Origin of the sequence: Vibrio sp. 1F253, assembly GCF_041439295.1 — a bacterium.
In the GTDB taxonomy this organism is placed as follows: domain Bacteria; phylum Pseudomonadota; class Gammaproteobacteria; order Enterobacterales; family Vibrionaceae; genus Vibrio; species Vibrio tasmaniensis_A.
In genome coordinates this window covers 69,654-94,970 of record NZ_JBGONU010000011.1, presented here as the reverse complement: position 1 = coordinate 94,970, position 25,317 = coordinate 69,654, and the positions used below count along the sequence as shown (strand labels likewise).

Annotated in this window: 21 protein-coding genes and 1 pseudogene; 6 read left to right on the top strand and 16 right to left on the bottom strand. The window is 43.1% G+C overall.

Annotated elements, in window-relative coordinates:
• Positions 1 to 338: 338 nt before the first annotated feature.
• From pntB to ACED28_RS08185, 4 genes are all read right to left on the bottom strand, one after another.
• A complete protein-coding gene (gene pntB, locus ACED28_RS08200; RefSeq protein ID WP_371709620.1) occupies positions 339 to 1,736 on the bottom strand; it encodes a Re/Si-specific NAD(P)(+) transhydrogenase subunit beta in 1,398 nt (465 codons plus the stop codon).
• A 10-nt stretch (positions 1,737 to 1,746) separates the two neighbouring features.
• On the bottom strand, positions 1,747 to 3,294 hold the full coding sequence (pntA, locus tag ACED28_RS08195) for a Re/Si-specific NAD(P)(+) transhydrogenase subunit alpha (RefSeq protein WP_371702052.1): 1,548 nt from the start codon (positions 3,292 to 3,294) through the stop codon (positions 1,747 to 1,749).
• A gap of 299 nt (positions 3,295 to 3,593) precedes the next feature.
• Positions 3,594 to 3,875 (bottom strand): HlyU family transcriptional regulator, encoded by a 282-nt coding sequence (locus ACED28_RS08190; RefSeq protein ID WP_012600627.1) that lies wholly within the window; start codon positions 3,873 to 3,875, stop codon positions 3,594 to 3,596.
• 38 nt (positions 3,876 to 3,913) lie between these two features.
• Complete coding sequence (locus tag ACED28_RS08185; RefSeq protein ID WP_371709619.1) at positions 3,914 to 4,252, bottom strand: late competence development ComFB family protein; 339 nt, start codon at positions 4,250 to 4,252, stop codon at positions 3,914 to 3,916.
• A gap of 422 nt (positions 4,253 to 4,674) precedes the next feature.
• Here ACED28_RS08185 and ACED28_RS08180 point away from each other — a divergent pair, with 422 nt between their 5' ends.
• A complete protein-coding gene (locus tag ACED28_RS08180) occupies positions 4,675 to 5,916 on the top strand; it encodes a GGDEF domain-containing protein (RefSeq protein ID WP_012600626.1) in 1,242 nt (413 codons plus the stop codon).
• A gap of 79 nt (positions 5,917 to 5,995) precedes the next feature.
• Here ACED28_RS08180 and ACED28_RS08175 read toward each other — a convergent pair whose 3' ends face one another.
• Both ACED28_RS08175 and ACED28_RS08170 read right to left on the bottom strand, forming a co-directional pair.
• Positions 5,996 to 6,982, bottom strand: a complete 987-nt coding sequence (locus ACED28_RS08175; protein WP_371694879.1) for a Solitary outer membrane autotransporter beta-barrel domain — start codon at positions 6,980 to 6,982, stop codon at positions 5,996 to 5,998.
• A gap of 101 nt (positions 6,983 to 7,083) precedes the next feature.
• On the bottom strand, positions 7,084 to 8,055 hold the full coding sequence (locus tag ACED28_RS08170) for a diguanylate cyclase (protein ID WP_198299351.1): 972 nt from the start codon (positions 8,053 to 8,055) through the stop codon (positions 7,084 to 7,086).
• 131 nt (positions 8,056 to 8,186) lie between these two features.
• On the opposite strand from ACED28_RS08170, the gene ACED28_RS08165 reads away from it, so the two are divergent.
• Positions 8,187 to 8,624 (top strand): DUF3069 domain-containing protein, encoded by a 438-nt coding sequence (locus tag ACED28_RS08165; protein ID WP_017098271.1) that lies wholly within the window; start codon positions 8,187 to 8,189, stop codon positions 8,622 to 8,624.
• Between the two features lie 447 nt (positions 8,625 to 9,071).
• On the opposite strand, the gene modC is transcribed toward ACED28_RS08165, so the two are convergent.
• Genes modC through ACED28_RS08145 form a run of 4 tightly spaced genes read right to left on the bottom strand, consistent with a single transcriptional unit; the run spans position 9,072 to position 13,165 of the window.
• On the bottom strand, positions 9,072 to 10,178 hold the full coding sequence (gene modC / locus ACED28_RS08160) for a molybdenum ABC transporter ATP-binding protein ModC (protein WP_135444077.1): 1,107 nt from the start codon (positions 10,176 to 10,178) through the stop codon (positions 9,072 to 9,074).
• A gap of 5 nt (positions 10,179 to 10,183) precedes the next feature.
• Positions 10,184 to 10,882: a molybdate ABC transporter permease subunit gene (gene modB, locus ACED28_RS08155; RefSeq protein ID WP_017102126.1), complete on the bottom strand. Its 699-nt coding sequence runs from the start codon at positions 10,880 to 10,882 to the stop codon at positions 10,184 to 10,186.
• Positions 10,883 to 11,641: a molybdate ABC transporter substrate-binding protein gene (gene modA / locus ACED28_RS08150; protein WP_371709618.1), complete on the bottom strand. Its 759-nt coding sequence runs from the start codon at positions 11,639 to 11,641 to the stop codon at positions 10,883 to 10,885. It abuts the gene before it with no gap.
• Between the two features lie 57 nt (positions 11,642 to 11,698).
• Positions 11,699 to 13,165 (bottom strand): cobyric acid synthase, encoded by a 1,467-nt coding sequence (locus ACED28_RS08145; RefSeq protein WP_102582277.1) that lies wholly within the window; start codon positions 13,163 to 13,165, stop codon positions 11,699 to 11,701.
• A 261-nt stretch (positions 13,166 to 13,426) separates the two neighbouring features.
• Here ACED28_RS08145 and ACED28_RS08140 point away from each other — a divergent pair, with 261 nt between their 5' ends.
• From ACED28_RS08140 to ACED28_RS08130, 3 genes are all read left to right on the top strand, one after another.
• Positions 13,427 to 13,834 (top strand): YgiW/YdeI family stress tolerance OB fold protein, encoded by a 408-nt coding sequence (locus ACED28_RS08140; protein ID WP_102249595.1) that lies wholly within the window; start codon positions 13,427 to 13,429, stop codon positions 13,832 to 13,834.
• A gap of 112 nt (positions 13,835 to 13,946) precedes the next feature.
• Positions 13,947 to 14,471: a hypothetical protein gene (locus ACED28_RS08135; RefSeq protein WP_009845348.1), complete on the top strand. Its 525-nt coding sequence runs from the start codon at positions 13,947 to 13,949 to the stop codon at positions 14,469 to 14,471.
• Between the two features lie 290 nt (positions 14,472 to 14,761).
• Positions 14,762 to 16,648, top strand: coding sequence for a methyl-accepting chemotaxis protein (locus tag ACED28_RS08130; protein ID WP_371709617.1), 1,887 nt, complete (start codon positions 14,762 to 14,764; stop codon positions 16,646 to 16,648).
• Between the two features lie 239 nt (positions 16,649 to 16,887).
• On the opposite strand, the gene ACED28_RS08125 is transcribed toward ACED28_RS08130, so the two are convergent.
• The 4 genes from ACED28_RS08125 to ACED28_RS08110 all read right to left on the bottom strand — a co-directional run bounded on the left by ACED28_RS08125 (position 16,888) and on the right by ACED28_RS08110 (position 21,762).
• A complete protein-coding gene (locus ACED28_RS08125; protein WP_371709616.1) occupies positions 16,888 to 18,495 on the bottom strand; it encodes an ABC-F family ATPase in 1,608 nt (535 codons plus the stop codon).
• A gap of 292 nt (positions 18,496 to 18,787) precedes the next feature.
• Positions 18,788 to 19,474 carry a RimK/LysX family protein gene (locus tag ACED28_RS08120; RefSeq protein ID WP_371709615.1) on the bottom strand — a complete coding sequence of 229 codons (687 nt, stop codon included), beginning with the start codon at positions 19,472 to 19,474 and terminating at the stop codon, positions 18,788 to 18,790.
• A gap of 11 nt (positions 19,475 to 19,485) precedes the next feature.
• A complete protein-coding gene (locus ACED28_RS08115) occupies positions 19,486 to 20,670 on the bottom strand; it encodes an amino acid aminotransferase (protein ID WP_371709614.1) in 1,185 nt (394 codons plus the stop codon).
• Positions 20,671 to 20,922: 252 nt separating this feature from the next.
• Positions 20,923 to 21,762, bottom strand: a complete 840-nt coding sequence (locus tag ACED28_RS08110) for an AraC family transcriptional regulator (RefSeq protein ID WP_017098263.1) — start codon at positions 21,760 to 21,762, stop codon at positions 20,923 to 20,925.
• 90 nt (positions 21,763 to 21,852) lie between these two features.
• Here ACED28_RS08110 and ACED28_RS08105 point away from each other — a divergent pair, with 90 nt between their 5' ends.
• Positions 21,853 to 23,280, top strand: coding sequence for an MATE family efflux transporter (locus ACED28_RS08105; protein ID WP_371709613.1), 1,428 nt, complete (start codon positions 21,853 to 21,855; stop codon positions 23,278 to 23,280).
• Between the two features lie 114 nt (positions 23,281 to 23,394).
• On the opposite strand, the gene nrdG is transcribed toward ACED28_RS08105, so the two are convergent.
• A complete protein-coding gene (gene nrdG / locus ACED28_RS08100; protein WP_009845339.1) occupies positions 23,395 to 23,865 on the bottom strand; it encodes an anaerobic ribonucleoside-triphosphate reductase-activating protein in 471 nt (156 codons plus the stop codon).
• Positions 23,866 to 24,020: 155 nt separating this feature from the next.
• Positions 24,021 to 25,289 (bottom strand): annotated as a pseudogene (gene nrdD / locus ACED28_RS08095) (anaerobic ribonucleoside-triphosphate reductase); the annotation flags it as partial.
• Positions 25,290 to 25,317: the final 28 nt, after the last annotated feature.

The following is a 25,317-nucleotide window of genomic DNA, read 5'->3' as shown; positions in this document are numbered from 1 at the left end:
AATCAAATATATACCATTCGTTATCAAAGATAAATTTATAACCGCATGAAAAACCGTGCTAATGACGAGTTATAGCGACAATTACGATCATATTAGGACTATGTTGCACAGCTGTACTCGCTAATCGTTTGAGTCGCTATAACTTCATTCAAATGAGTTTTACGGCCGTCTAGCGGATTGTGCTTATTGCTTATGGGCCATAGATTGCTGCTTATGGGTCATAGATTGTTGCTTATAGATACAGCGACTTTCAGATGAACAAAAAAAGGAGCTCTAATGAGCTCCTTATTTGGTTACGACTTAATGCTTTTGCTTAGAAAATACTTAAAAAGTGTTTCCTATAGATGCTCTAGAATACCGAGACAGCTCTGTTTCGCATCACCAAACAACATCTGCGTATTCTCTTTGAAGAACAGTGGGTTTTGCACACCTGCGTAACCTGTGTTCATCGAACGTTTGAATACGATAACGTTCTGAGCATTCCAAACTTCAAGTACTGGCATGCCAGCAATTGGGCTGTTTGGATCTTCAAGTGCTGCTGGGTTCACAGTGTCGTTTGCACCGATAACCAAAACAGTATCGGTCTCATTGAAGTCATCGTTGAGTTCGTCCATTTCAAGAACGATATCGTAAGGTACTTTGGCTTCAGCAAGTAACACATTCATGTGACCCGGTAATCGACCAGCAACTGGGTGGATACCAAATCGAACATTGATGCCCTGCGCTCGCAGCTTCTCAGTGATTTCATGCACTGGGTATTGAGCTTGAGCTACTGCCATGCCGTATCCAGGAGTGATGATGACTGACTTTGAGTTTTTAAGCATGTCAGCCACGTCTTCAGCTGATGTTTCGCGGTGTTCACCTTGCTCTTCATCACCATCAGACACGACCACGTCTTGGCCGAACCCACCAGCAATAACGCTGATGAAAGAGCGATTCATCGCCTTACACATGATGTAAGAAAGAATCGCACCTGACGAACCAACCAATGCACCGGTTACGATAAGCAGATCGTTCGCAAGCATGAAACCTGCCGCTGCTGCTGCCCAACCAGAATACGAGTTCAGCATAGAGACAACCACTGGCATATCTGCGCCGCCAATCGATGCCACTAGGTGGTAACCGAATGCGAATGCGATAAGAGTCATCACCATTAGCGCGAACATGCTGCCGTCCGCTTTAACGAACATGATCATCAGTAATGTAGAAACTACGATCGCCGCAAGGTTCCACTTATGCTTATGAGGAATGTTCAATGCAGACGAAGAGATAACGCCGCGAAGCTTACCAAACGCAACAATAGAACCCGTGAACGTCACCGCACCGATAAACACGCCAAGGAACACTTCCACTAGGTGGATCACGTGCTCTGCATGAATATCAGCAGGGTTGATAGAAACGGTAGCAGGTGGATCAATGTAACTGTTGTAACCTACAAGTACTGCTGCCATACCTACGAAGCTGTGCAGAATTGCCACCAGCTCAGGCATTTCAGTCATTTCTACTTTTCTTGCGTAGTGGATACCAATACCACCACCGATCACCATAGCAATGATGATCCATACAATACCTGCAGAATGTGGGCCAAAGATCGTCGCGAGCAACGCGATTGCCATACCCGTGATACCGTAATAGTTACCTGCACGCGCAGATTCCTGTTTCGACAACCCAGCCAAGCTCATAATAAAGAATACAGCAGCCACAATATAAGCTGCTTGTACTAATCCTTCAGACATCTGTCACTCCTTAGTCTTTACGGAACATTTCAAGCATACGTTTGGTTACGGTAAAGCCACCAAAGATGTTGATACTTGCAATTAATACGGCAATAAATGATAAGAACGTGACAACGCCACTTCCTTGTCCTATCTGTAACAGTGCACCGACTACAATGATTCCTGAAATCGCGTTAGTTACGGACATCAAAGGCGTATGCAGAGAATGGCTTACATTCCAAACGACGTAATACCCCACCACACAAGCGAGTACAAAAACGGTAAAGTGAGATAAGAACGCAGCAGGAGCAACCGAAGCTACCCAAGCAAATGCACCTACAGCAACCGCCATGCCTGCCACTTTCTTAATTGGAGAAACCGGCTCTTCAACTTTTGGCTCTGGTTTGACCGCTTTGGGCTTAGCTTGTTGTGGTTGAGCTGAAACTTGAATGGGTGGTGCAGGCCAAGTGACTTCACCCTCTTTAACCACAGTAACACCGCGTAGCACGACATCTTCAAAGTCAATATTGATGTTGCCATCTTTCTCTTTGCAAAGCAGTTTCAGCAAGTTAACGAGGTTCGTTGCATACAGTTGAGATGATTGAGTCGGTAGTCGACCAACCATATCTGTGTAACCTACCACTTTCACGCCGTTAGTCGTTGTAATGACTTGATCCGCAACGGTATATTCACAGTTGCCGCCATTGGCTGCCGCAAGGTCCACAATCACACTACCAGCACTCATGCTGTCTACCATCTCTTTGGTAATCAGCTTAGGAGCCGGACGACCTGGAATCAGCGCCGTTGTAATGATGATATCGACATCTTTAGCTTGAGCTGCATACAGTTCTTCAGCTTTCTTATTGAATGCTTCAGACATCTCTTTTGCGTAGCCGTCGCCCGCGCTGGTATCTTCCTTGAAATCCACTTCCAAGAATTCAGCGCCCATAGACTCGACTTGCTCTTTTACTTCAGGACGAACATCGAACGAACGAACGATCGCACCCAAACTACCCGCAGCGCCAATTGCTGCTAGGCCAGCAACACCCGCACCAGCAACCAGTACCTTCGCGGGTGGAACTTTGCCTGCCGCCGTAATTTGACCTGTGAAGAATCGACCAAACTCATGCGCCGCCTCAACAACAGCACGGTAACCCGCGATGTTAGCCATAGAACTCAATGCATCTAACGCTTGAGCTCTTGAAATACGAGGTACAGAATCCATCGCCATCACGTTGATATTACGAGTGGACAATTGTTCCATTAATTCTGGGTTCTGAGCTGGCCAAATAAAGCTGACCAATGTTGCGCCATCTTTAAGAAGATCAATTTCATTTTTAGTTTCGTCAACGATCGGAGCGTTAACTTTAAAAATAATATCGGATTTCCAAGCTTCATCTGCGGTGACAATTTTTGCTCCAGCTTGTTCATAAACTGCATCTTCAAAACTTGCTAACGCACCTGCTTGTGATTCAACACAAACTTCAAATCCTAATTTTAGAAGCTGTTCTACCGATTTCGGCGAAGCAGCGACTCGCGTTTCACCTGCGAGTGTTTCTCTTGGTACACCAATTTGCATAGCTATTCCTTGACTATTGGCACAATGACTTATTCGTTTGTATCTAACGACAACTAATACTTCAAGCGTTTTATTCAAAGAACAGGAAAAGTTATTACTTATAACGATTTGGATGGAATTGGAGCACTTCATTTGAAGAAATGACGCCTCTTTTGAGCCAAGAGGTCAAACCACTTGCAAATATTCCTTTAAATAACAACCTACTAGCTGTTCTTTGTTCCTAAAACTAAAAAGAGCTTTCAGCATATACACTGAAAGCTCTCTAAATTATGACCAACATCAATTCTAACCCTATTTGGTTAGCTAAAAATGCTATCGCCCATTTGGTCGATGAACATCTGCGATTTTTTAAGCATCAGTTCATCAGCATCTTGTTTGTTTGAAACAACATCTGAACGAATAAAACGATGGGTTTTGATTTCACCATCAAATTCTTTCTCGATTCGCCCAGCTACACGGTATTGACCAGATTCAGCAATGGCATCTTGATAGATATTGAAGCCTTTGTATTCGACTGGCTCAATTTCTACTTTTTGTTCGGTTTTTTCTTTGCCACTAAATAATCTAGAAAAGAATCCCACGTTTTTACTCCTTAAATGACCGCATTAACCGTAAACTATCATGACTGTTTACCGCTCAACAATGGCTTTTCATACCATTGTAATTCAACGTCATCATCAAAATTATGTTGACTAAAGATTACGGGTACATTGTCGTCACGCTCTCGTCTTCTGTCGTCAATGATCATACTTTCTGCATTTTTGACCGCGATCTCACTATTTCGTTTATACAGCACCAATTTATCCTCTGGCAATGCCGATAGAAAATCGACATCGAAGCGAATATAGATGGGTTTAAGCTGACCTAAAGCCAAACACGCAAGATCGGCTAACTGCTCGTTGGTATAGCCAGAAACATACTCTTCTGTCGCTAATACATTTCCCACCAAAGTTTCCATATAGTTATGGACATCGACACTGATTTGCCTATTACACCTCCATGTTGAGCGGTTGGTTCTAGTTTAATCGTTGTTACAGCTAATCATTGTTGTAACTAATTGCCGTTGTTGCTAACCGCTTCTGCAGTTAGGCGTATAACATCTGTTCATTGCTACTTAGGTAACCACCTAACTCTTAAGCACAAACTACCTTAATTTAGTTAAGTATCAATAACGGCTGTTTCATTTATCATATATACTGTTTAGCTCGTTCTTAGGTTAATAGCAACTGAAACACATATAAATTTAATTGTACAATTAGCGAGCTATGATCATGTTTTTGCTATAATTTAATGAAAAAGCTTGGCAATTGCTTGTTTACCCGTATCCTACGTATAAAATTAAAATATAAGATCATCATTATAGTTAGGCTCACCACATAAATGACATCTTCTTTCGTCACGTCGAGCATATTTCGATTTTGCTTTCCCTTACTTCTATTAGCAATATTACTTGCAGGTATGAACAACGTCATCCTAGTGACGGATTCAAACTTAGGGTTTGCTAGCAACCTCCCATACATTCTATTGAGCGTTGCGGTTTTGCTGTGCCACACATTTAAGCAAGGTCGTATGGCCATGGTGTCCTTAACCATGCTCGTCGCATACCTCATCATTCAAGTTCGTTTACAAACGCCACTCAACACAGGCACCACTCTATTAGAACTGTCTCTGTTAACCGCTTTAGTTCCTGTAACATGCTTACTGGTGTATGCCTTCCCAGATAACGGCGTTAACTCGAAATCCATGTTCCTATATGCTTTGGTTCTCGTTCTGTTTACGGTATGGGCACAATTAATTGTTTCTCATTTCCAGTCAGGTGGATTTGAGTCATGGAGCGAAGGTATCCTGTTTATCGTTAACGGATTCTCGAGGCTACCTTTCGTTTTAGTGCTGTATAGCCTTTGTTTACTTGGCCTTACTTCGATTTTAGTTCTGGTATACAACCGCGCGATTGATGTTGTCGTATACAGCGCAATTTTACTTTCTACTAGTACATTCATATTTTTTGATGTGCAATACATCTCTAGTACGATGTTCTCGCTGTCTGGTACGTTATTCATTATCTATGTCGTCTCTGCTAGCCACGATATGGCCTTTAATGACCGTTTAACTAACATTCCAGGTAGACACGCACTAGAAGTGGATATGAAGCACTTAGGGCGAAAATACTCAATGGCGATGGTTGATATCGACCACTTCAAGAAATTTAACGATACCTACGGGCATGACATTGGCGACGATGTGTTGAAGTTGGTAGCACGTATATTGAGTGAAACAACCGGTGGTGCAAAAGCTTATCGCTATGGTGGTGAAGAGTTTACGATTATTTTTAAAGGCAAATACTCGGAACAGGTTAAAGAGCACCTTCAAGTTCTCATTTCGGAAGTACAAAACTACGATATGACGATTCGAAATAGCAACGATCGCCCTGACGACCATGAAGTCGGCATTAAAAAACGTGGTCAGAGCAACAAATCAACTGAAGTCGTAAACGTAACGGTGAGCATTGGGCTGTCTGATAGTAGAACCACTAAACAACCCGTAGAAGTCTTGAAACTTGCCGATAACGCACTGTACAAAGCAAAAGAAACTGGCCGAAACAAGCTGTGTGTCGATAGTTAAAGACGTTGAAAGTCTTGGAATGTAAAGCTCTGAACATCGTAATTTAACGGTGTGAACATCGAAAGCGTTGGTGCTTAGACTAATCTTGGTTAAAGAAGATGACTAAGCTCCCTCCTTTCAAACTACTTCCATAATTGATAGTAAACCCTATTCCTACATTATCGACCCAGTCATTAAACAGATTTGGGTTAAGCAACCAACCTACACTACCTTCGTAGTAAGCTGTAGTGCCCATAGACGCGACAGTATCACCACCAATATCTATTCTTCTTATACTGGAATACATGGATGTGATGTTTTTGTCCCAACGAACTAAGTCATAGAAGATCTTAGCTTCATTTGCTATGTACCAACCTTCTGGGTGACCAATGTTACCGTTATTGGCTTCTCCCCAACCTATACCATTAAAGTAATGCCAACTGGTACTGAGTTTATATTTACCCCAGTCATTCTTATCTTCAAACATCAACTTTATCTTAGGCTCTATTATGTATGCCCAAGCATCCGTGTTCAGATAAAGACCATCCAGGCGACCTTGAATTGGTGCAAGCAACGAAGAACGATATTCAAAATCGTTTCGATAATAGGAAATATGGTTACCAATTGCAGAACTAAAACTCCAGTATTCGTTCAACTGGGATACGTTCGCATACTCAACGTAACCAGAAACAACAGACTCTTTTTGAAAGTCGCTTATCGTTGAACTGGCATATTGAACATCCTTCTCTATCCGCAACGCAGATAAACGAAGTGTTACTTCTTGATGGTTGTCTTCAATATAACTTGGCACTTCAAAGGTATAAGGAAGGCTGAGGGACGCGATATTTTGTCGGCGACTTACTGAGTCATTAGAGCCAATATCTTCATTGTCCAAACTAAAGACTTTGTTGGGATCAAAATTATTAATGCCAAAGGTAAACACATCCGTATCATTGAGCAAAACACTCGTTGCGAAGGTTTGTTCAATGTCTTTCCTGACCAGTTCAGAGAGCGAAGCTGCGTTAACAGCAGTTGGAGACACGGAAACAAACAGAGTTAATACAAGACCTTTGTTTGAGTTAGTCATGACGAATGACTTGGAATGCTGCATTTTTTTTATCACTTAAGTCACTTCCTAGCTTATAAGCTACTAGAAGTATAATTCAGGTTACTACCGAAGCTCGTCAACTATTGCTCAAGCTCCATAATATCGCGTTGTATGTAGGTATTTCTTCCACTTTGCTTGGCCTGATACAGTGCTTGGTCAACCTTTTCGTAAATAGAAGCGATAGCTTCACCACCTTCAGGGACGAATGACAACACACCTTGTGACGCTGTCACCCTATCAGACACTGCTGAGTAGTCGTGGACGTAGTTCATTTGATGCAGTGCTTCTTTTACACGATTGGCCTGTAAATTAGCCGCGGAGCTGTCGGTATCACTCAGAATGATGACGAACTCTTCACCGCCGTAACGTCCAACAAACTCTCCAGCTCGAACAAAGAGCTCTTTCAAAGTATTGGCAAGCCCTTGCAGGCACTTATCCCCTTGAATATGGCCATAGTTATCGTTGTAAGGCTTAAAGAAGTCAACATCGAGTAGTATGACGGTCATGGATATATTACGTCGTCCGTGCCACGCAATGCTCTCTTCAAGCTTAGTATCCATATATCGTCGGTTGTACAATTTGGTTAGGCCGTCTTCGTTGGCTTGTTGTTGCAGTAAAATATTCAGTTCTTCGAGTTTGGCGGTACTCTGTTTTAACTCTCGTCTCATGTGCGCAATACGCTGCATCGCAATCAACTTAGAGTTCAAAACAACTTTGTTTACCGGTTTGATCAAATAATCATCGCCGCCGGCATCTATCGCTTTTGCGATCATTTCAGGCTCTTCATGACCGCTCAAAAAGATGATCGGAACCCATTCTGGGAATTGCCGACGAACTTCGTTAGCGACCTCAAAACCATCCATGTCTGGCATGCTGATATCCAATAACACGAGTTCAGGATCAAAATCAGAATAAACATTCAGGGCTTCTTTTCCGCTACCAACAGCTTCTACAACATGACCCAGTTGCTTGAGTCGAATAGCGAGTTGCATTCTATCCAGTTGAACGTCATCAACTAGCAATATGCGCATCGAAGATCCCTTTTCTATCATCACATCACCTTTATCTAGTGTTGAATATTCAAAGTAGCTCAAATTTGGGCTTAAATCATGCCCTAATCTCTATATTATATTGACTTTTTTACAGATCTTTTTAGCATTGTTTCTTTTTAAAGAGAAATACTATGTCAGACGCTACAAACAACGAAGTACAAGAAATCGATTTAACCACTATCTCACCAGAGCTTCGCCAAGTTATCGAATTTGATGAAGTGCCTAAAGAGATGCACAACATGGTTACTTCTATTCACGAAGTGTCTGAAGAAGCAGTGCGTGAAACTTGGAGCAGCCTTCCAGCAAGCGCACAAAATGTTTTGGACAACTTTGAGCAATTCCACGCTCTAATCTCTGTTAGCCAAGCTTTCGCTGGCGTAAACATGATGGAGGAGTTCCCTACTCTTAAACTTCCAGAAGGCATGACTGATGAAGAAAAAGAAGAGTACCGAGCTCAACTGCTTGACCAAATTTTACATAACTGTGTAAAAGACATGGCTAAGCAAATCAAGAAAGCGCGCCGTGATGCTATCTTGAAGCGTGATTTCAAAGAAGTTTTCATCCGCTAAGCTATTCAGAGCACCTAAATTTAGGTTGAATGCTTAAGGAAAACTTAATGATTAAGCCGTATGTTATTTAAAACATGCGGCTTTTTTGTACCAGCAGCTTTTTCTATACGTTCTTTTTCTGCTCGCTTCTTCTATTATTCGAATGTAACGTCTGGGTTCTTGTTAGTGCAGGGATTCTCATTGTGGCTCTTAGAATTCTAACTTTTCTCATCGCACGGAAGGTGTGCATTAACACTCATACAGTATGACGCAAAACTGGCAGTTACACCGTATAAAATGACGCATGTAGTCATTTATGGAATCAAGATCGAGTCACAGAATCAAGTTCGAGTTTTACCCGTTCTAAAATGAAACCAGAAACCAAGTACGTCGTTGGGCCTTAATGTATTACCGCTAGATCTGAATATCTTATCGCATGAGCTTACGGCATGAACTTAGTGCATAAGTTTAGTGCGTTATCGCAATATCTCTTTGCGCGACACTCACGCCTTTAATTTGTGCGTAGACACGTTGTCCAATTTCTAAATTCAGCTCATCCAGCGCCCACAATGTAATAGTCGCCCATAGGTAGCATCCGGCCTCAAGTTCTAACTCGACAGCGACACTCTGCTTATTCGAGCCTTGCTGGTGCGTCTCTACCCTTTTAATAGTGACAGGAAGGATATTACGTATCGAAGTGCCTTGCGGCTGCTGTAGCGTGATAGAGACATCATTTGCCCTCACTTGCAGCCTTACCGTAGTGCCAAGCTCGCTCGACACCTTTTGAACCCAAAGTGACGTTGATTTACCTAACGTTAGACGTGACAACGCATAATCATCATTATGTTCCGCTAATGTCGCTTCAAACAACGAACTTTGCTCTGAAAAAGATTGCCACGGTTGCATGGCTCTCGATGCCCATACCTCTTCCGTCATCCCCGATGAAATAACTTTGCCTTGCTCAATGATCACAAGGTGATTTGCCAAGCGTAATATTTCATTGAGGCTATGAGTGACATAGATAATCGGTATTTGAACGGTTTCAGATAAGTTTTCCAGAAACGGCATTACTTCACGCTTACGAGGTAAGTCCAGAGACGCCAATGGCTCATCCATCAATAGAATGCTGGGCTTAGACAACAGTGCGCGGCCAATCGCAACACGTTGCTTCTCACCGCCAGACAGACGGGCTGGATAGCGATCAAGCAGCGAGCCCAACGATAGCAACGAGACTATTTGCTCAAAGTGCGCTTTGTCAGCACCTTTCATGCCGTACTTAAGATTCGCCGCGACTTTCATGTGTGGGAACAATCGCGATTCTTGGAATACATAGCCGACGTTGCGTTTGTGCGTTGGTAAGTTGATGCCATTTTCACTATCGAACAGAATGGTTCCAGATACGCTGATCAAGCCACTATCTGGTTGTTTGAGACCACTAATGGCATTGATAAGTGAAGTTTTACCTGCACCAGAACGACCGAAAATTGCCGTAATACCAGTACTTGGCAATTCTAAGTCAATATCAAAAAACGTTTCACCAAGCTGTTGCTGATATTGGAGGACTAAAGCGCTCATGCGACTCATGCGTTGCCCCCCAAACGTTTTGCTGACTTTTTGTTGAGCCATTCAGAAAGCATCAGTGAACTCAGTGCGATCACAATAGAAATGACACACAAACGTGCGGCTTCCATTTCTGCTCCTGGGGTTTCAATAAAGGTATACATGGCTAAAGGGATGGTTTGAGTTTCACCGGGAATATTTGAAACGAAGCTGATGGTCGCACCAAATTCACCCAGACTTCTTGCGAATGAAAGCATGGTGCCAGTAATGATCCCTGGGATCATCAGCGGTAATGTAATAGTGAAGAACACACGAAGCGGTGAAGCGCCCAATGTAGCTGCGGCCTCTTCAAGTTTACTGTCTACGGTTTCTAAGCTCAGTCGTATAGAACGTACCATCAGAGGCAACGCTACGACCACACACGCTAGAGCAGCGCCCTTCCAACTAAAGCTGAATACAATACCAAACACGTCATTAAGCCAAGAGCCAATAACGCCTTGTCTACCCATCATCACTAGCAGCAAATAACCGATGACCACAGGTGGAAGCACCAAAGGCAAATGGACAATACTTTCTACAATGCTTTTGCCCACAAATTGTTTCTTAGCAAGCAGCCATGCCAAGCCGATGCCGATTGGAATAAGCCACAAGATGGCAAAACCAGCGACTTTCAAGCTCAGCATTAAGGCTTGGTATTCGTATTCCGATAGATACATCATTTAACGCACTTCAAATCCAAAACTGTTCAAGGTGTCCTTCGCTTTTTCGCTCTTTAGGAAAGTATAGAACTGTTCTGCGACGACTTTATCGCTCAATTTCGCTACAGGGTAACGTATTGACGTATGTAAATCTGATGGGAACGTCGACACTAGGTTCACTTCTTTAGATAGCAATGCATCTGTTTTGTAAACAATGCCAAGCTTAGCTTCACTACGCTCTACCAAAGCCAATGCCATACGTACATTGTTACTTGGTGCCAATCGAGTCTTCACATCGTCCCATACACCTAACGTTTCTAGCGCTTCTTTCGCATAGATACCCGCAGGAACCGACATGGTGTTGCCAACTGCAAGTCTTTCATTCATTAGAAGTTTAGCCCATTGGTCACCGCTTGAGAGGCCCAAAGATATTGGCGTCTCTTTCGGGGAAATTAACACGAGTTCGTTTTCGCACAAGTTTGTGACATTGTCACTAGCAACCAATTGGCGATCGACTAAATGCGTCATCCATTTTTCGTTTGCCGAGATAAAAATGTCTGCTGGCGCACCTCGTTCAATTTGGCGCACCAAAGACGACGTGCTCGCATACACTTGAATAACATCGACAGAATGATCTTTCTCAAACTCTTCAACCAACAAGTTAACCGCGTTCGTCATCGACGATGCAGCATAAACTCGTAGTTTTTCAGCAGCCAAAAGATGAGTAGAACTCAGTGCTGAAACTAAGACGATAGTTAAAAGGATGACTCGTTTTTTCATTATTCTCATTTAATCTATTGTTCGTTTAAATTCTTGAGCTAACTTCTAAGTTACGGCCTAAGCTGTTAATTCAGGCCAAAGCAGGTCAAGGTTCAAGTGATCTTCGATGGCATCAGCGATTCGATTGATACCCAACTCTTTAAGCTGTTCATGGTCAATCGCTGTCACATCATTAGCACCTGCCCATTCGCAAATAAGCGACAATGCATCACTGTTATCGAATACGCCATGCAGGTAAGTACCAAAAATTGAGTTATCTTGATTCACAGCACCATCAACACTGCCAGATTCTAACTGAACCGGTAATACCGTTTCATTGACATCAGTCCTACCTACGTGGATTTCATACCCTTTTACTTGTGCAGTTTTGCCATCAAGTGTCATGGTTCCACACACATTGGTTAAAGTTTTCTGCTGTGTTAGTGTCGTTTCAGTATCAAGATACCCCAACCCTTCACTGCTTCCAGATTTCCCTTCAACGCCATCTGGGTCGTGGATGATATTCCCTAGCATCTGATAACCGCCACAAATACCCATCACTTTCCCGCCCAAGCGAAGATGACGCTGAATATCTTTATCCCAACCTTGCTGTTTTAGGTATTCCAAATCGGCTCTTACCGATTTTGTTCCCGGCAATACAATCAAATCAGCGTTGTTCAGGCGCTCGCCTTTGCCTACGTAACGTAAATCAATCGACGGGTTAAGTCGCAGAGCGTCAAAGTCTGTATGGTTACTGATTCGAGTTAGTACTGGCACTACAACCTTAAGTTTAGCTTCTCCATCAGACTCTTGGGCTGAGGTAATGGCATCTTCCGCTTCTAAGTTAAAACCATGCAGATAAGGCAAAACCCCTATCACAGGCTTACCTGTTTTCTCTTCTAGCCAATCTAAACCAGATTGAAGTAACGCAATATCGCCTCTAAAACGGTTTATCACAAAGCCTTTTACGCGCGCTTGTTCAGATTCAGATAATAGAGCTAATGTGCCGTAGAGGTGTGCAAAAACGCCGCCACGATCAATATCAGCAACGATGATCACTGGGATGTCTGCCTTTTCAGCAAAGCCCATGTTCGCGATATCGTTTTCTCGAAGATTTATCTCTGCGGGACTGCCCGCACCTTCAATCATCACGCTTTGGTATTCTTCAGAAAGTCGATCAAACGAATCGATAACCGAATTCATCGCAACTTTCTTGTAGTCGTGATATCCGGTCGCTTCCATATTCGTCAGTGCTCTTCCTTGTAGAATCACTTGCGCACCCGTATCTGAATTGGGTTTTAGCAATACAGGATTCATATGGACGGTAGGCTCAATATTACAAGCTTGTGCCTGAACCGCTTGAGCACGACCAATTTCGCCACCATCTTTTGTCACTGCGCTATTTAGCGCCATATTTTGAGGCTTAAAAGGTGCCACTTTGATGCCTTTCCTTGCCAAAACACGGCATAAACCTGCCACCAAAACACTTTTTCCGGCATCTGACGTTGTCCCTTGAACCATAAGGGCGTTTAACGGTGATCGCATCTGTACTTAAATCCTTTATTTCTTAATTTTCAATTTATAGCTGTGGGCAATATTTCTCTGCCTCCATCTTAACGTCATTGTCGTGTAGATGCTCAATAAAATGAATGGAAAATGAATGTGTTACTCACTCTGGATTCAACCCCAGTGTTGTTTAATAGCTCCATCGAAACGAAGCTTACAAACAAATAAGCGCACTCACGAAAAGAAACGTTTCAAATTAAGAAAAACGTTTCTAATAAAAACAACATTAAGGGATTCACCATGAAAAAAACTGTATTAGCTATCGCATCTACTATTATCCTCGCTCCTACTTTCGCAATGGCTAGTGACCATCACAGCGACAGTAATCACAACAATAGCGACAGTAACCACAAGCATCAGAGCGCTATTGCGTACACGGGACCGATTGAAACCGTTTCAGTTGCGACTCTACTAGCAGACACCAGCATGTTCGCAGAGCAAGAAGCAATCGTAGATGGCAAGATTGTTCGTCAACTAAAGAACGATACGTTCGTATTCTCTGATGGTCAGAGTGAAATTCAGATCGAACTGGATGACGATATCCTTCTAGCGCAACCGCTCACCGCAGATACAAAAGTTCGTATATTTGGCGAATACGAAGGTGGTAAAACGCCAGAGATCGAAGTAGATCATATTCAAGTTTTGTAAGATACGAACTCCGTACCGTCGACTTCAAAGACATGATTTATAACAAATGGCCTGCATATTGCAGGCTTTTTTGCATTATAATGCCGAAAAATATAATTAATATGGAGTCACCATGCTAGGTAGCGCAAACAAGACGGTCCTTTTGGGGTTGGTTACACTGTGTTCATTCTCTGCGTATGCAAACAACTTTAACTACAATACATTTGAGCTACGCACAGGTATTAGCCCTAGTACATTTGGTGGCGAAGTCACAACAATGTTCACTCAAAACTCACACTTTGTTGCTCGAATCGATTCTGAATTTGAAGGGGATTGGGATGCGGCTGTAGGTATGGGGTTCAACGGCCCAATTAATCAGTTGGCTGATATTACTGGACAGATGTTACTGCACAACATCGAACGTAATGATGGTAACCACATTAAAACTGAAATCAATATTGGTTTAAGAGCTTGGTTGCTGGCAAACATTGAAGTTAACGCCCGCCTTGGTCAACTCGTCGACAGCGACGACACGAGTTCAATTGTCGGTGTAGGGGCTCGCTTCCACTCAACAGAACAGCTTTCAGTAGGTATAGACCTTCGAAATAACGGTACTTACGGACACCAGTTCTTAATGTCAGCTCGATTTGGCTTTTAAGTCTATTCAACACTTATGATCCATCAGTGATCAAATGTTAAATTCGATTGTTTAAACGGTAACTTAAAGGCTAATAGTCTCGTGACCTATTGGCCTTAATGGCTGATTTTGCAACTAAAAACTAAACATTTAGCTTAAAATCCTCGAAAATCACCCTTTCTCGTCACTTCCGTTTATAACTCATTTTTATACTATTCATTTATTGATAAAAATCAGTAATAAAATATCTTTACGGTAATACGGCGTACTGCTACTCTCTTCCAAATTTCTAATAGAGTGAAGTACCGTAAATGGGTGTTAGCAATATTTCAATCAAGAACAAATTAACATTGATGTTTGTTGTCATTATTTTCGCAATGACTATGATTCAGACTTATGTAACAGGTAAGCAACTTCTTAACGAAACCTATCGTTCCATTCAGCAATATTCAAATACACTAACTGATACAACGGTATCGGGTATAGAAAAATGGATTGAAGGCCGAATTAACGTTGTAAATGCAGCGAAAAATTCATTTACTTTTACCGATGACCCAACCAGCTATTTAACTCAAAGTACAAGTGCCGGTAAGTTTCAAATTGCCTACGCAGGGCTTTCTGACGGTCGCTTTCTTCTAGGTGGTGATTTGCCAGTACCGCAAGACTACGACCCACGTACTCGAGATTGGTACAAAGCGCCTATGGCGGCAGGTCAAACAGTGGTCACTGAACCCTATGTTGATGTAGCTACGAATGACCTAGTGGTAACAATTGCAAGCCCATTCAATACCAACGGTTTATCTGGTGTTATTGGTGCAGACCTGAACTTAAACACCCTCATTAATGATATTGTAAGTATCGAGCAACCTGGTGTTTACGCTTTTCTTGTCGATGGTAAAGGTAACATTGTTGCCCATAGAGACCGTGGCCTAACGCTAAAGCCTGTTTCTAATATTTCAAACAACCTTTCTGCTCAGAAAATCAAATCACTTGCGCAAAATCCAGAATTTGAAGAGTTAACCATTAAAGGTACCGACTCCCTTCTTTCTGCTCAGAAAGTTCCTCATACAGACTGGTACTTCACTGTTGTTATAGATAAAGATCACTCTTTTGCTTCTTACTATTCATTAGTTCGTCAGTCGGTAATATTTGGTCTAATACAACTTGCTGTAATCGCATTTGTTGCGATGTTTATCATCAAGAAAGCACTGTCGCCATTAACGACACTAAGCTCGGCAATGGAAGCATTGTCCAAAGGTGACGGCGACTTAACACAGCGTATGACTGTTCATAGTAAAGACGAGATTGGCACTCTAGCGCATCACGTCAACGCATTCATAGCAAAACTTCAAGAGATAGTGCGTGATATTGCGGGCTCTTCAAACCAGCTTAATCAGCAATCTGAAATTAGTACCAATGTCGCTCGTCAAACAAGTGAAGGTCTATCAGTCCAACTTCACGAAATTTCTCAGATTGCCACAGCCGTACATGAAATGTCGGCAACAGCAGAAGAAGTAGCAAACAACGCGCAAATGACGGCTGATTCAGCGATCAGTTCAACAGAGAATTGTGAACAAGGTAAGCAAGTCATCATTCGCAACCAAGATTCGATCACTAGCCTTGCTCAACAAGTTGAGAACGCTTCAGGAATCATTCAAGAAGTTGAGAAAAATGCGTTAGACATCAACACTATTCTATCAACCATTTCTGATATTGCAGAACAAACTAACCTACTTGCCTTAAACGCAGCGATTGAAGCGGCACGTGCGGGTGAGCAAGGTCGCGGTTTTGCGGTTGTGGCAGATGAAGTTCGTGTTCTTTCTCAACGTACTCACAGTTCTACAGACGAGATTCGCGAAATGATCGAGACTCTTCAGAAAAACAGCGTCAGTGCGGTTGAATCAATGCAACGTAGCCAAGACTTGGCGCAATCAAGTGTCGATGATGCAAACAATGCGACTATTGCACTGGAAGAGATCGCGACATCGATTCAACAGATCTCAGAGATGGCTTCACATATCTCGAATGCTGCTTCTGAGCAAAGATCGGTTACCGGTGAAGTCAGTAAGAATATTCAGTTGGTTAATGATGTATCAGAAAACATGTCTACTGAGGCTGATAACTCTCGTCACTTGTCTGAAGAGTTGCGCGGTATTGCTCAACAGTTGAATACTCAAGTTCAATTGTTTAAATACTAGACGTACGGATAATTCGTTCTAGCTCTTGAGCGCGGTTAAACAATGTTGTTTAACCGCGTTTAAAATTAGAACCAACATCAGAACGACAAAAGCCCCCGACCACTATTGTGTTCGGGGGCTTTCTTATTCTCATTACTTTCTTATTATAGTTAGCAAATAAACAGTTAGCTGCTAGCCGTTTACCTAATTACTAATGCAACTATAGGTCAACAAATACGGTTATAGGCCGACTAAGACTGTTATAAGCTAACCATCAGCATCTTTTTCTGATGATCCAAGTACTCTTCATAAGTACCTTGGAAGCTCACTAATTGTTGGTCTTTTACATCAATGATGCGTGTTGCTAGCGAAGAAACGAACTCACGGTCATGGCTTACAAAGATAAGCGTCCCCGTGTAAACCTTCAATGCGTCGTTCAGGGCTTGGATTGCTTCCATGTCCATGTGGTTCGTTGGTTCGTCCATCACAAGCACGTTGATGTCTTGCATCATTAGCTTGCCGAATAACAGACGGTTTTTCTCTCCACCAGAACAGTTACGCGCTTTCTTGTTCGCATCATCAGCAGTAAACAATAGACGACCTAGAATACCACGCACCATAAGGTCATCGTGCTTCACTGTACGCCATTGTGAGATCCAATCGAAGATACTCAGGTCGTTATCAAAGTCAGACGTGCTATCTTGTGGGCAGTAGCCTACTGATGCGTTTTCAGACCATTTAACGATACCTTCGTTTTGTTCTAACTCTTGAACTAGGCATTTCAATAGTGTTGTTTTACCCACACCGTTCTCACCGATAACAGCAAGACGTGTACCCGCTTCAAGCAGCAAGTTACCACCAGCAAACAGTGTTTCGCCATCGAAGCCGTGACCAAGCTCTTTAAGTTCAAGCGCTTGACGGTGTAGTTTCTTGCCTTCACCAAAATCAATGGATGGGCTCATGCGGCTCGATGATTTCACTTCATCAAGCGTGATCTTGTCCATCTTCTTAGCGCGAGAACTTGCTTGTTTCGCTTTAGATGCGTTCGCACCAAAACGGTTTACGAAGTCTTGCAGTTCGCTGATCTCTGCCGCTTTCTTAGCATTGCTCGCTAGAAGTTGATCTCGAATCAAACCAGACGCTTCTAAGAAGTACTCGTAGTTACCCGGGTAAACACGTAGCTCGCCGTAGTCGATATCCGCCATATGCGTACATACAGAGTTAAGGAAGTGTCTATCGTGCGAAATGATGATCATTGTACATTTACGCTGGTTTAGCTCTTCAGCAAGCCAGTTAATCGTGTGAATGTCCAAGTTGTTGGTTGGTTCATCAAGAAGCAGGATATCTGGGTTTGCAAACAGTGCCTGTGCCAATAGCACACGCAGTTTCCAACCCGGAGCAACTTGTTGCATTAGGCCGAAATGGAACTCTTCTTCGATACCCGCTTGAATTAGGATATCACCAGCACGGCTTTCTGCTGTGTAGCCATCCATTTCCGCGAATTCACTTTCAAGCTCAGCGACTTTCATACCATCGTCTTCGCTCATTTCTGGCAAAGAGTAAATACGGTCACGTTCTTGTTTTACTTCCCACAGTTTTTTGTCACCCATGATCACTACATCGATAACGCTGTACTGTTCAAAAGCGAACTGATCTTGGCTTAGCACACCCAGTTTTTCTCCAGGAGTGATCGAAACGTTGCCCGAGCTTGGCGTCAATGCGCCACTTAGGATTTTCATGAACGTTGATTTTCCGCAACCATTGGCGCCGATCAAACCATAACGGTTTCCGTTACCAAATTTAGCAGAGATGTTTTCAAACAGCGGCTCTGCGCCAAATTGCATTGTGATGTTCGCGGTAGATATCAAAGAACTAATTCCTAAGCGTGTACTGACAGATAATTATTTGGCTATTTCAATCAGCCAAAATAAGAAGTACGAAAGTATGGATTAAACATAAAACGAAGCGCGGATTATATAGAGATCAGGATCACATTGTCGAGGTTAAACAGTGAACGAATGAAGAACAACGCACAATAAAGTGTATTTCGTCGGTTATTACATCATAAAAAGAAAAAATCCCCACTAATTCCATTAGTAGGGATTTCATTTCCCATCAATAAAAGCATCAGACTCTAATTCGAATGAATACCGATTGACGCTATTTAGTTACTTTTTTCTGAACGTATTTTTGACCAACATCGACAACGGCAACATCTCTAAAGAAGCTTCTCCCCAACAGAATTGGGAAAGAAAGATGCGTTCGATCTGCTAGCGTAAATTCAGTCTTATCTTTTAGATCGCCGATTTGAATTGAAGCGACAACAACAGCACGTCGTTGTGTACCTTCCGCGCTCGACTGCTTGATCTTAACCCAACGCTCTACCGGCAAGCTGATCTCTTCAGTTGTGATGCCGTCATGTTCAATTTTGAACTTAACCCAATCTTTACCGTCACGTTCGAAATCAACAATATCAACGGCACTGATTGATGATGTTGTTGCACCAGTATCAACTCGTGCTTTAAACGCTTCTTTAAGACCAGGAACAAACACCCACTCCTCTTCGCCAAGAATCAGTTTGCCATCGCTTGTCTTGGTTGGTTTTGCAGTCGGTTTTTGTTCAGGCTTTGGTTTCGCTTCTGGTTCCGTTGGTTTTACTTCTTGAGGCTTCTCTGTAGGTTCCGTTACTTTCTCGCCTTCCGTTGTGTCAGTCTTAGAAGAGTCATCGACAACAGGTTGTTCTACTTGAGGCTTTTGCTCTGGCTCGACAGGAACTTGAGTCGTCGTCGAACAAGCAAACAGGCCACCACTTAGCATTAAGACTACAATCGCTTTCCAATTATACATTCAGTCACCTTCTATTTTGAAACGTTGGCTATCGCTTTAGCCACATAAGGAATATGGGATTCAGAAAGGCCTGCGATATTGATGCGTCCGTCACCAACACCATAGACTCCATATTCTTCACGTAGTTGATTCATTTGAGTTTCTTTAAAGCCTAGTACACTAAACATGCCTTTATGGCTTTCGATGAAGTCAAATTGTGACGTGTTGTAAGTATTTCGCAATTCATTACATAAACTTTGGCGCAGATTTAACAAACGTTGCTGCATTTCACTCAACTCTTGTTTCCAAATCGTCGTTAGTTCTTGATTCTGAAGAATTGTTTTAACCAACGCGGCACCATGATCTGGCGGCATTGTGTAAGTTGAACGAGCCAGTGTCAGTAGCTTACCTTTAGCATTGCCTACGTGTTCGCTGTTCTTACCGATAACAATCGCGGCACCCGTTCTTTCACGGTACAAACCGAAGTTTTTCGAACATGACGTCGTAATCAACATCTCTTCTACGTTGTTCGCCATATGTTGAAGACCTTTTGCGTCTTCTTCTAGGCCATCACCAAACCCTTGGTAGGCAATATCAACAAACGGTAAGAAACCATTCTTTTGCGATAACTTAGTAATTTCCTGCCACGCTTCAAAATCAATGTCAGCACCCGTTGGGTTATGACAGCAACCGTGAAGAAGTACCACGTCTGATGGACCCGCTTTTGAAAGGTCGTCCAACATTTTAGCCGTATCAACTTGCTTCGTTTCCGGACTGAAGTAATTGTAGTATCTAACTTTTAAGCCCGCAGCTTCCATCACCGGTTTGTGGTTAACGTAGCTTGGGTTTGAAATCCAAACCGTTGTGTCTGGTTGAGAGACTTTCATCAAGTCACCCAACATGCGAAGTGCACCACTTGCACCTGGTGTTTGAATCGCAGCAACGCGACCTATTGCAGAAGTCCCTTTAAGCAACAGATCAACCATGCTTTGGTTAAACTCTTCACAGCCTGCTAGGCCAACATAAGCTTTGGTTTTCTGTGTTTCAACAACGATATCTTGAGCCTTAGAGACGGCTTTCATGATCGGTGTTTCACCTTGGTCGTTTTTGTAAACGCCAATGCCTAAGTCGACTTTATCAGTACGAGTATCGCCGCGGTAAGCGACAGACAGAGATAGAATTGGATCTAAAGTTGGTTTTGGTAGATGTGAAAACATGAAAGTCACAACCCTTTGAAATTCAAGTATGAGTTTCACGTTAACATTATCGTAGACAAATCAGAAACATTTTTTAATAGAAGCGCTTAGTTACCATAAGTAATCAGAAGTAATTAGAGATTGGTCATTTCAAACGGATAAACAGTGCAAATTTCAAACACCTAATAACCTATTGCACAATTCAAAGCGCTGTATTTCTAGGTATCTTATGCTTCTATGTGTCTTATGTTTCTATACTCCCTATTAAGATCGCTATTGTGCACTTTGTTTGAATTGTCTTGGTGTCATTCCTGACCACGCTTTAAACCGAGTGCTAAAGTTAGCGGCATTTGGATATCCTACTATCTCACCAATGTGTTGAATCGACCAATCACTCGATCTAAGTAGCCGCGCAGCGTATTCCATTCTCATACGCATAATATGAGTCATTGGGCTGTGTGAGTAATAGCGCTGACACAAACGATGGAAGTGTGGCTCTGAGCACGGGAATAAGCTCGCGAGTTCATGAACATTCCACTCTTTGTGCAACTGTTTTTGTACGTTGTCGAATACGCGCCTTAAGCGAATCAAATTTCGTGATTGCTGCTGCGGAACCGGCGCATTAATCATGAACTCTATTTGGGCAACGCTGTGAGTGGCAATCGCTCCACCTAAATCTATGGGTAAGGCAATACTTCTCAACAGAGTATGAATGCACGACGAGACGACTTCTGCCGCCGGAGACAGCGTATAACTCACCTCATCATTGACGACATTTTCCCATAGCTTGTCGGGCGAGAGAAAGATCCATGCGATCTGCCATGTTTCCTCTTCAATACCAAAACCATTCTCTATTCCTGCTGGAACAGTAATGCACGAACCCGGTTCTAAAATGTAACGACACGCCCCACTTTCTAACCAACCTTTTCCTCTCACGGTATACAACAGCATGTGTTTCTGTTGGTTCTTACGATACACCGAAAAGAAGTCTCGACACGACGCCGTCCCACATTGAACGATACCGAGCTCTTCAAATGCCAAAACATGGCTTTGATCGACAAACTCTTGGTGCGTCTTTTCAGAGATCTCATACCTTTCTTGTTTATCACTCATATCACTGCTAACTCATTCAATTGGCCAACTTATCAAAGTGGATAGTTTGGCAAAAGTTTGTGATGAGTCTGAAGAATACAGCGAAAACAAATGCCGATAAACTTCTCGCATAATCACTACCGGGGAAATGCGATGCTCTCGACATATCGTCATTTAGACAAAGAATTTTGGCAAAAACTATTACACATAGGTTTACCAGTCTCGTTGCAAACCATGTTGTTTTCACTGCTTGGCGTGGTCGATATTTTTATGGTCAATCAGCTTGGTGATTCTGCAACCGCCGCGGTTGGTGTTGGCAACCGTATCTTCTTCTTCAACTTGATCATGGTATCGGGGATTAGTGGAGCCGTGAGCGTGCTAGCTTCGCAATATTTTGGTGCCGGTGATTTCAACGGAATTCGACGTACACTAGCGCAATCATGGGCACTTTCGATTTTTGCCATCATGCCCTTTGTGTTCATCTATACATTGGCTCCTGAATCAGTCGTGTCTGTGGTGGCCTCAGACCCTGATTACGTCCGCTTGGCAACGGATTACCTTTGGATAACAGGAGCCAGCCTTATTGGTACCGCTGTAGTTGTGCCGCTAGAGAGTGCACTTCGTTCTGTGGGCGAAGCCAAGCTCCCCACCAAAATCAGTATCTGGGCAATCATCGTCAATGCAATTCTCAATGCCCTATTGATCTTCGGCTTGTTTGGGTTTCCAGAACTGGGTGTGGTTGGTGCGGCAATTGGTACTACGGTGTCTAGGTTCTTTCAAACGGTTGCATTGCTTGTTATGGCAAGAAAACATTACCCGCACCTATTCCCGACGTTAAGCAATTGGCGAGATGCGTTATTACCGAAGCATAGAAAGAAGTACTTTACGGTGGCTATACCTATGTTGGTTCACGACACGGCGTGGGCGGGCGGGATTCTTATTTACAACGTTATTGTTGGCCAAATGGGGGTTGGAGAACTTGCGATCATTTCCTTGCTATCGCCTGTCGAAAGCATTTTGATCTCTGCTTTTTTGGGTTTTGCGGTTGCGGCTTCCATCATTCTAGGTAACGAGATCGGTGCGAAGAACTATCAACGTGTCGAGAATACAGCTTGGGGCTATGTGTTAGTGAGTTGTGGGCTTGCTGCTTTACTGGCGTTAATGTGCTTTATCGCCAAACCCGCGATCGTATACATGATCGGTCTTACTCACTTAGAGCTCAAAGATACGGCCGTTAACGTTACCTTAGTCATGGCACTCGGCATGATACTGAGAGTCTTCAATATGGTTGGCATTGGCGGTGTGCTGAAAAGTGGTGGAGACATCAACTACAGCATCTTCATCGACATATTCGGCCAGTGGGCCATTGGTATTCCCCTCGCCTATTTCACCGCTTTGGTACTGGGTTGGTCTCTAGAATGGGTTTTGATGATTGTGCTGCTGGAAGAGCTAGCGAAGATAGCTTTAACTAGCCAGCGGATTCACTCTAAGAAATGGATCAACAACTTAATAGAAGAGCCAGATCAGGTCGTTGCTTGAATGGTAGTTTAAGCGAATAAACGAAAAGAACTCACACCCAAGGGCCGATTGGTTGCATTGCGCTAACCATGACGCCCTTTTTCGTTTTACGAGTGTGCTAAGCCACGACAACTGTTATATGTCAGTAAATCGATGAATGATTTGGTTTGAGCTACCACGCCAATCCAACATTGGATCCGCTTTATCTTGTTCAAAGCGACCATCAATCAAAGTATCGACGTATTCAAGCACTTGCTTCTGATTTTCATCGAGTTCGTCGAGCTCGTAACCCGTCCACACCCAGATGTCTTTACCTTCACACTCTGCTTTTACACGCTGAACAAGCTGAAGCACTTCAGATACGTTTGCAGGATGCAGAGGATCACCACCAGAAAGCGACAAGCCACGACGCTTGATTCGCGGATCGTTCAGATCAGCGATAATGTGGTCTTGCAGTTCTTGAGTGAACAAGTGCCCTGAGTCCAAACTTTGCGTCGATTGGTTATAACACCCGCGACACTGGTGCACACAGCCCGACACAAACAAAGTGCAGCGTGTTCCTGGGCCGTTTACAACGTCGATTGGGTGATATTGATGGTAGTTCATAAGGCAGTATTGAAAACTCGTTATTGCTTAATAGTTTGAAGCGAAATGCTGTAAGAGCTGAAATAAAAGAATTGGTATCGACATAGCGCCGATACCAATCTTGTTTCTTGAAACCTAGCTCTTTTTAGTAAGCTAGCTAATGATCTTAGAGCTTACTAAAGGTGCTTCACGCGACGTTTAACTTCTTCTTGCTTACCGAAGTTAAATGGTCGTGCATCTGGGCTACCAAGGTAACCACAAACGCGGCGCGTTACCGACACTTTGGTTGAGTCATGGTTACCACACTTAGGACACGTAAAGCCTTTACTTGTACAGTCGAACTCACCGTTGTAGCCACATTCGTAGCACTCATCAATTGGCGTGTTGGTGCCGTAGTAAGGAACACGTGTGTAACTGTAGTCCCATACGTTTTCTAGCGCTTCGATGTTCTTCTGCATGTTCGGGAATTCGCCGTAACAGATGAAACCACCGCTAGAGATTTCTGGATAAGGCATCTCGAAATCGATCTTGTCGTATGGGTTCACTTTCTTCTGTACGTCTAAGTGGAAGCTGTTTGTGTAGTAGCCACGGTCAGTTACACCATCAATTACACCAAACTCTTTGGTATCTATGCTACAGAAACGGCTGCATAGGTTTTCACTTGGTGTACCGTATAAGCTGAACGCGTAACCTGTCTCTTTTGTCCAAGATTCCACTTCTCGCTTCATGTACTCCACCAGCTCAAGCGCTTTAGCACGCATTTCGCCGTCGTCATACAGGTGAACGTCTGTGCCGTAAAGTGCTGTCATTGCTTCATGGATGCCAATGTAACCAAGAGAAACAGACGCACGGCCATTCTTGAAGATATCGGCAATAGAATCGTCTGCTTTCAAACGAACGCCACAGGCACCTTCCATGTATAGGATTGGAGCAACACGCGCTTTCACGTTTTCTAAACGCGAAATACGAGTTTCTAGAGCGCGACGAGCTAGCTTCAATTTTTCATCAAGCAGTTCGTAGAACTTAGCCATATCTTGTTTTGCGTTAATCGCAATACGTGGCAAGTTCAAGCTAACAACACCTAAGTTGTTACGGCCTTCATGAATCAACTCACCGTTTTCTTCGTAAGTATTCAAGAAGCTACGGCAGCCCATAGGCGTTTTAAATGACCCTGTCACTTCTACCACTTTGTCGTAGTTAAGAATGTCTGGGTACATACGCTTAGATGCACACTCAAGCGCTAATTGCTTGATGTCGTAGTTTGGATCTTGCTTCTGGTGGTTCAAGCCATCTTTGATTGCAAATACCAGTTTAGGGAATACCGCTGTTTTGCGGTTCTTACCCAAACCTGCGATGCGGTTTTTCAAGATAGATTGCTGGATAAGTTTTGAACCCCAGCTTTCACCAAGACCGAAACCAAACGTGACGAATGGTGTTTGTCCGTTATGTATTATAGTAAGTAGCTCTCACGAA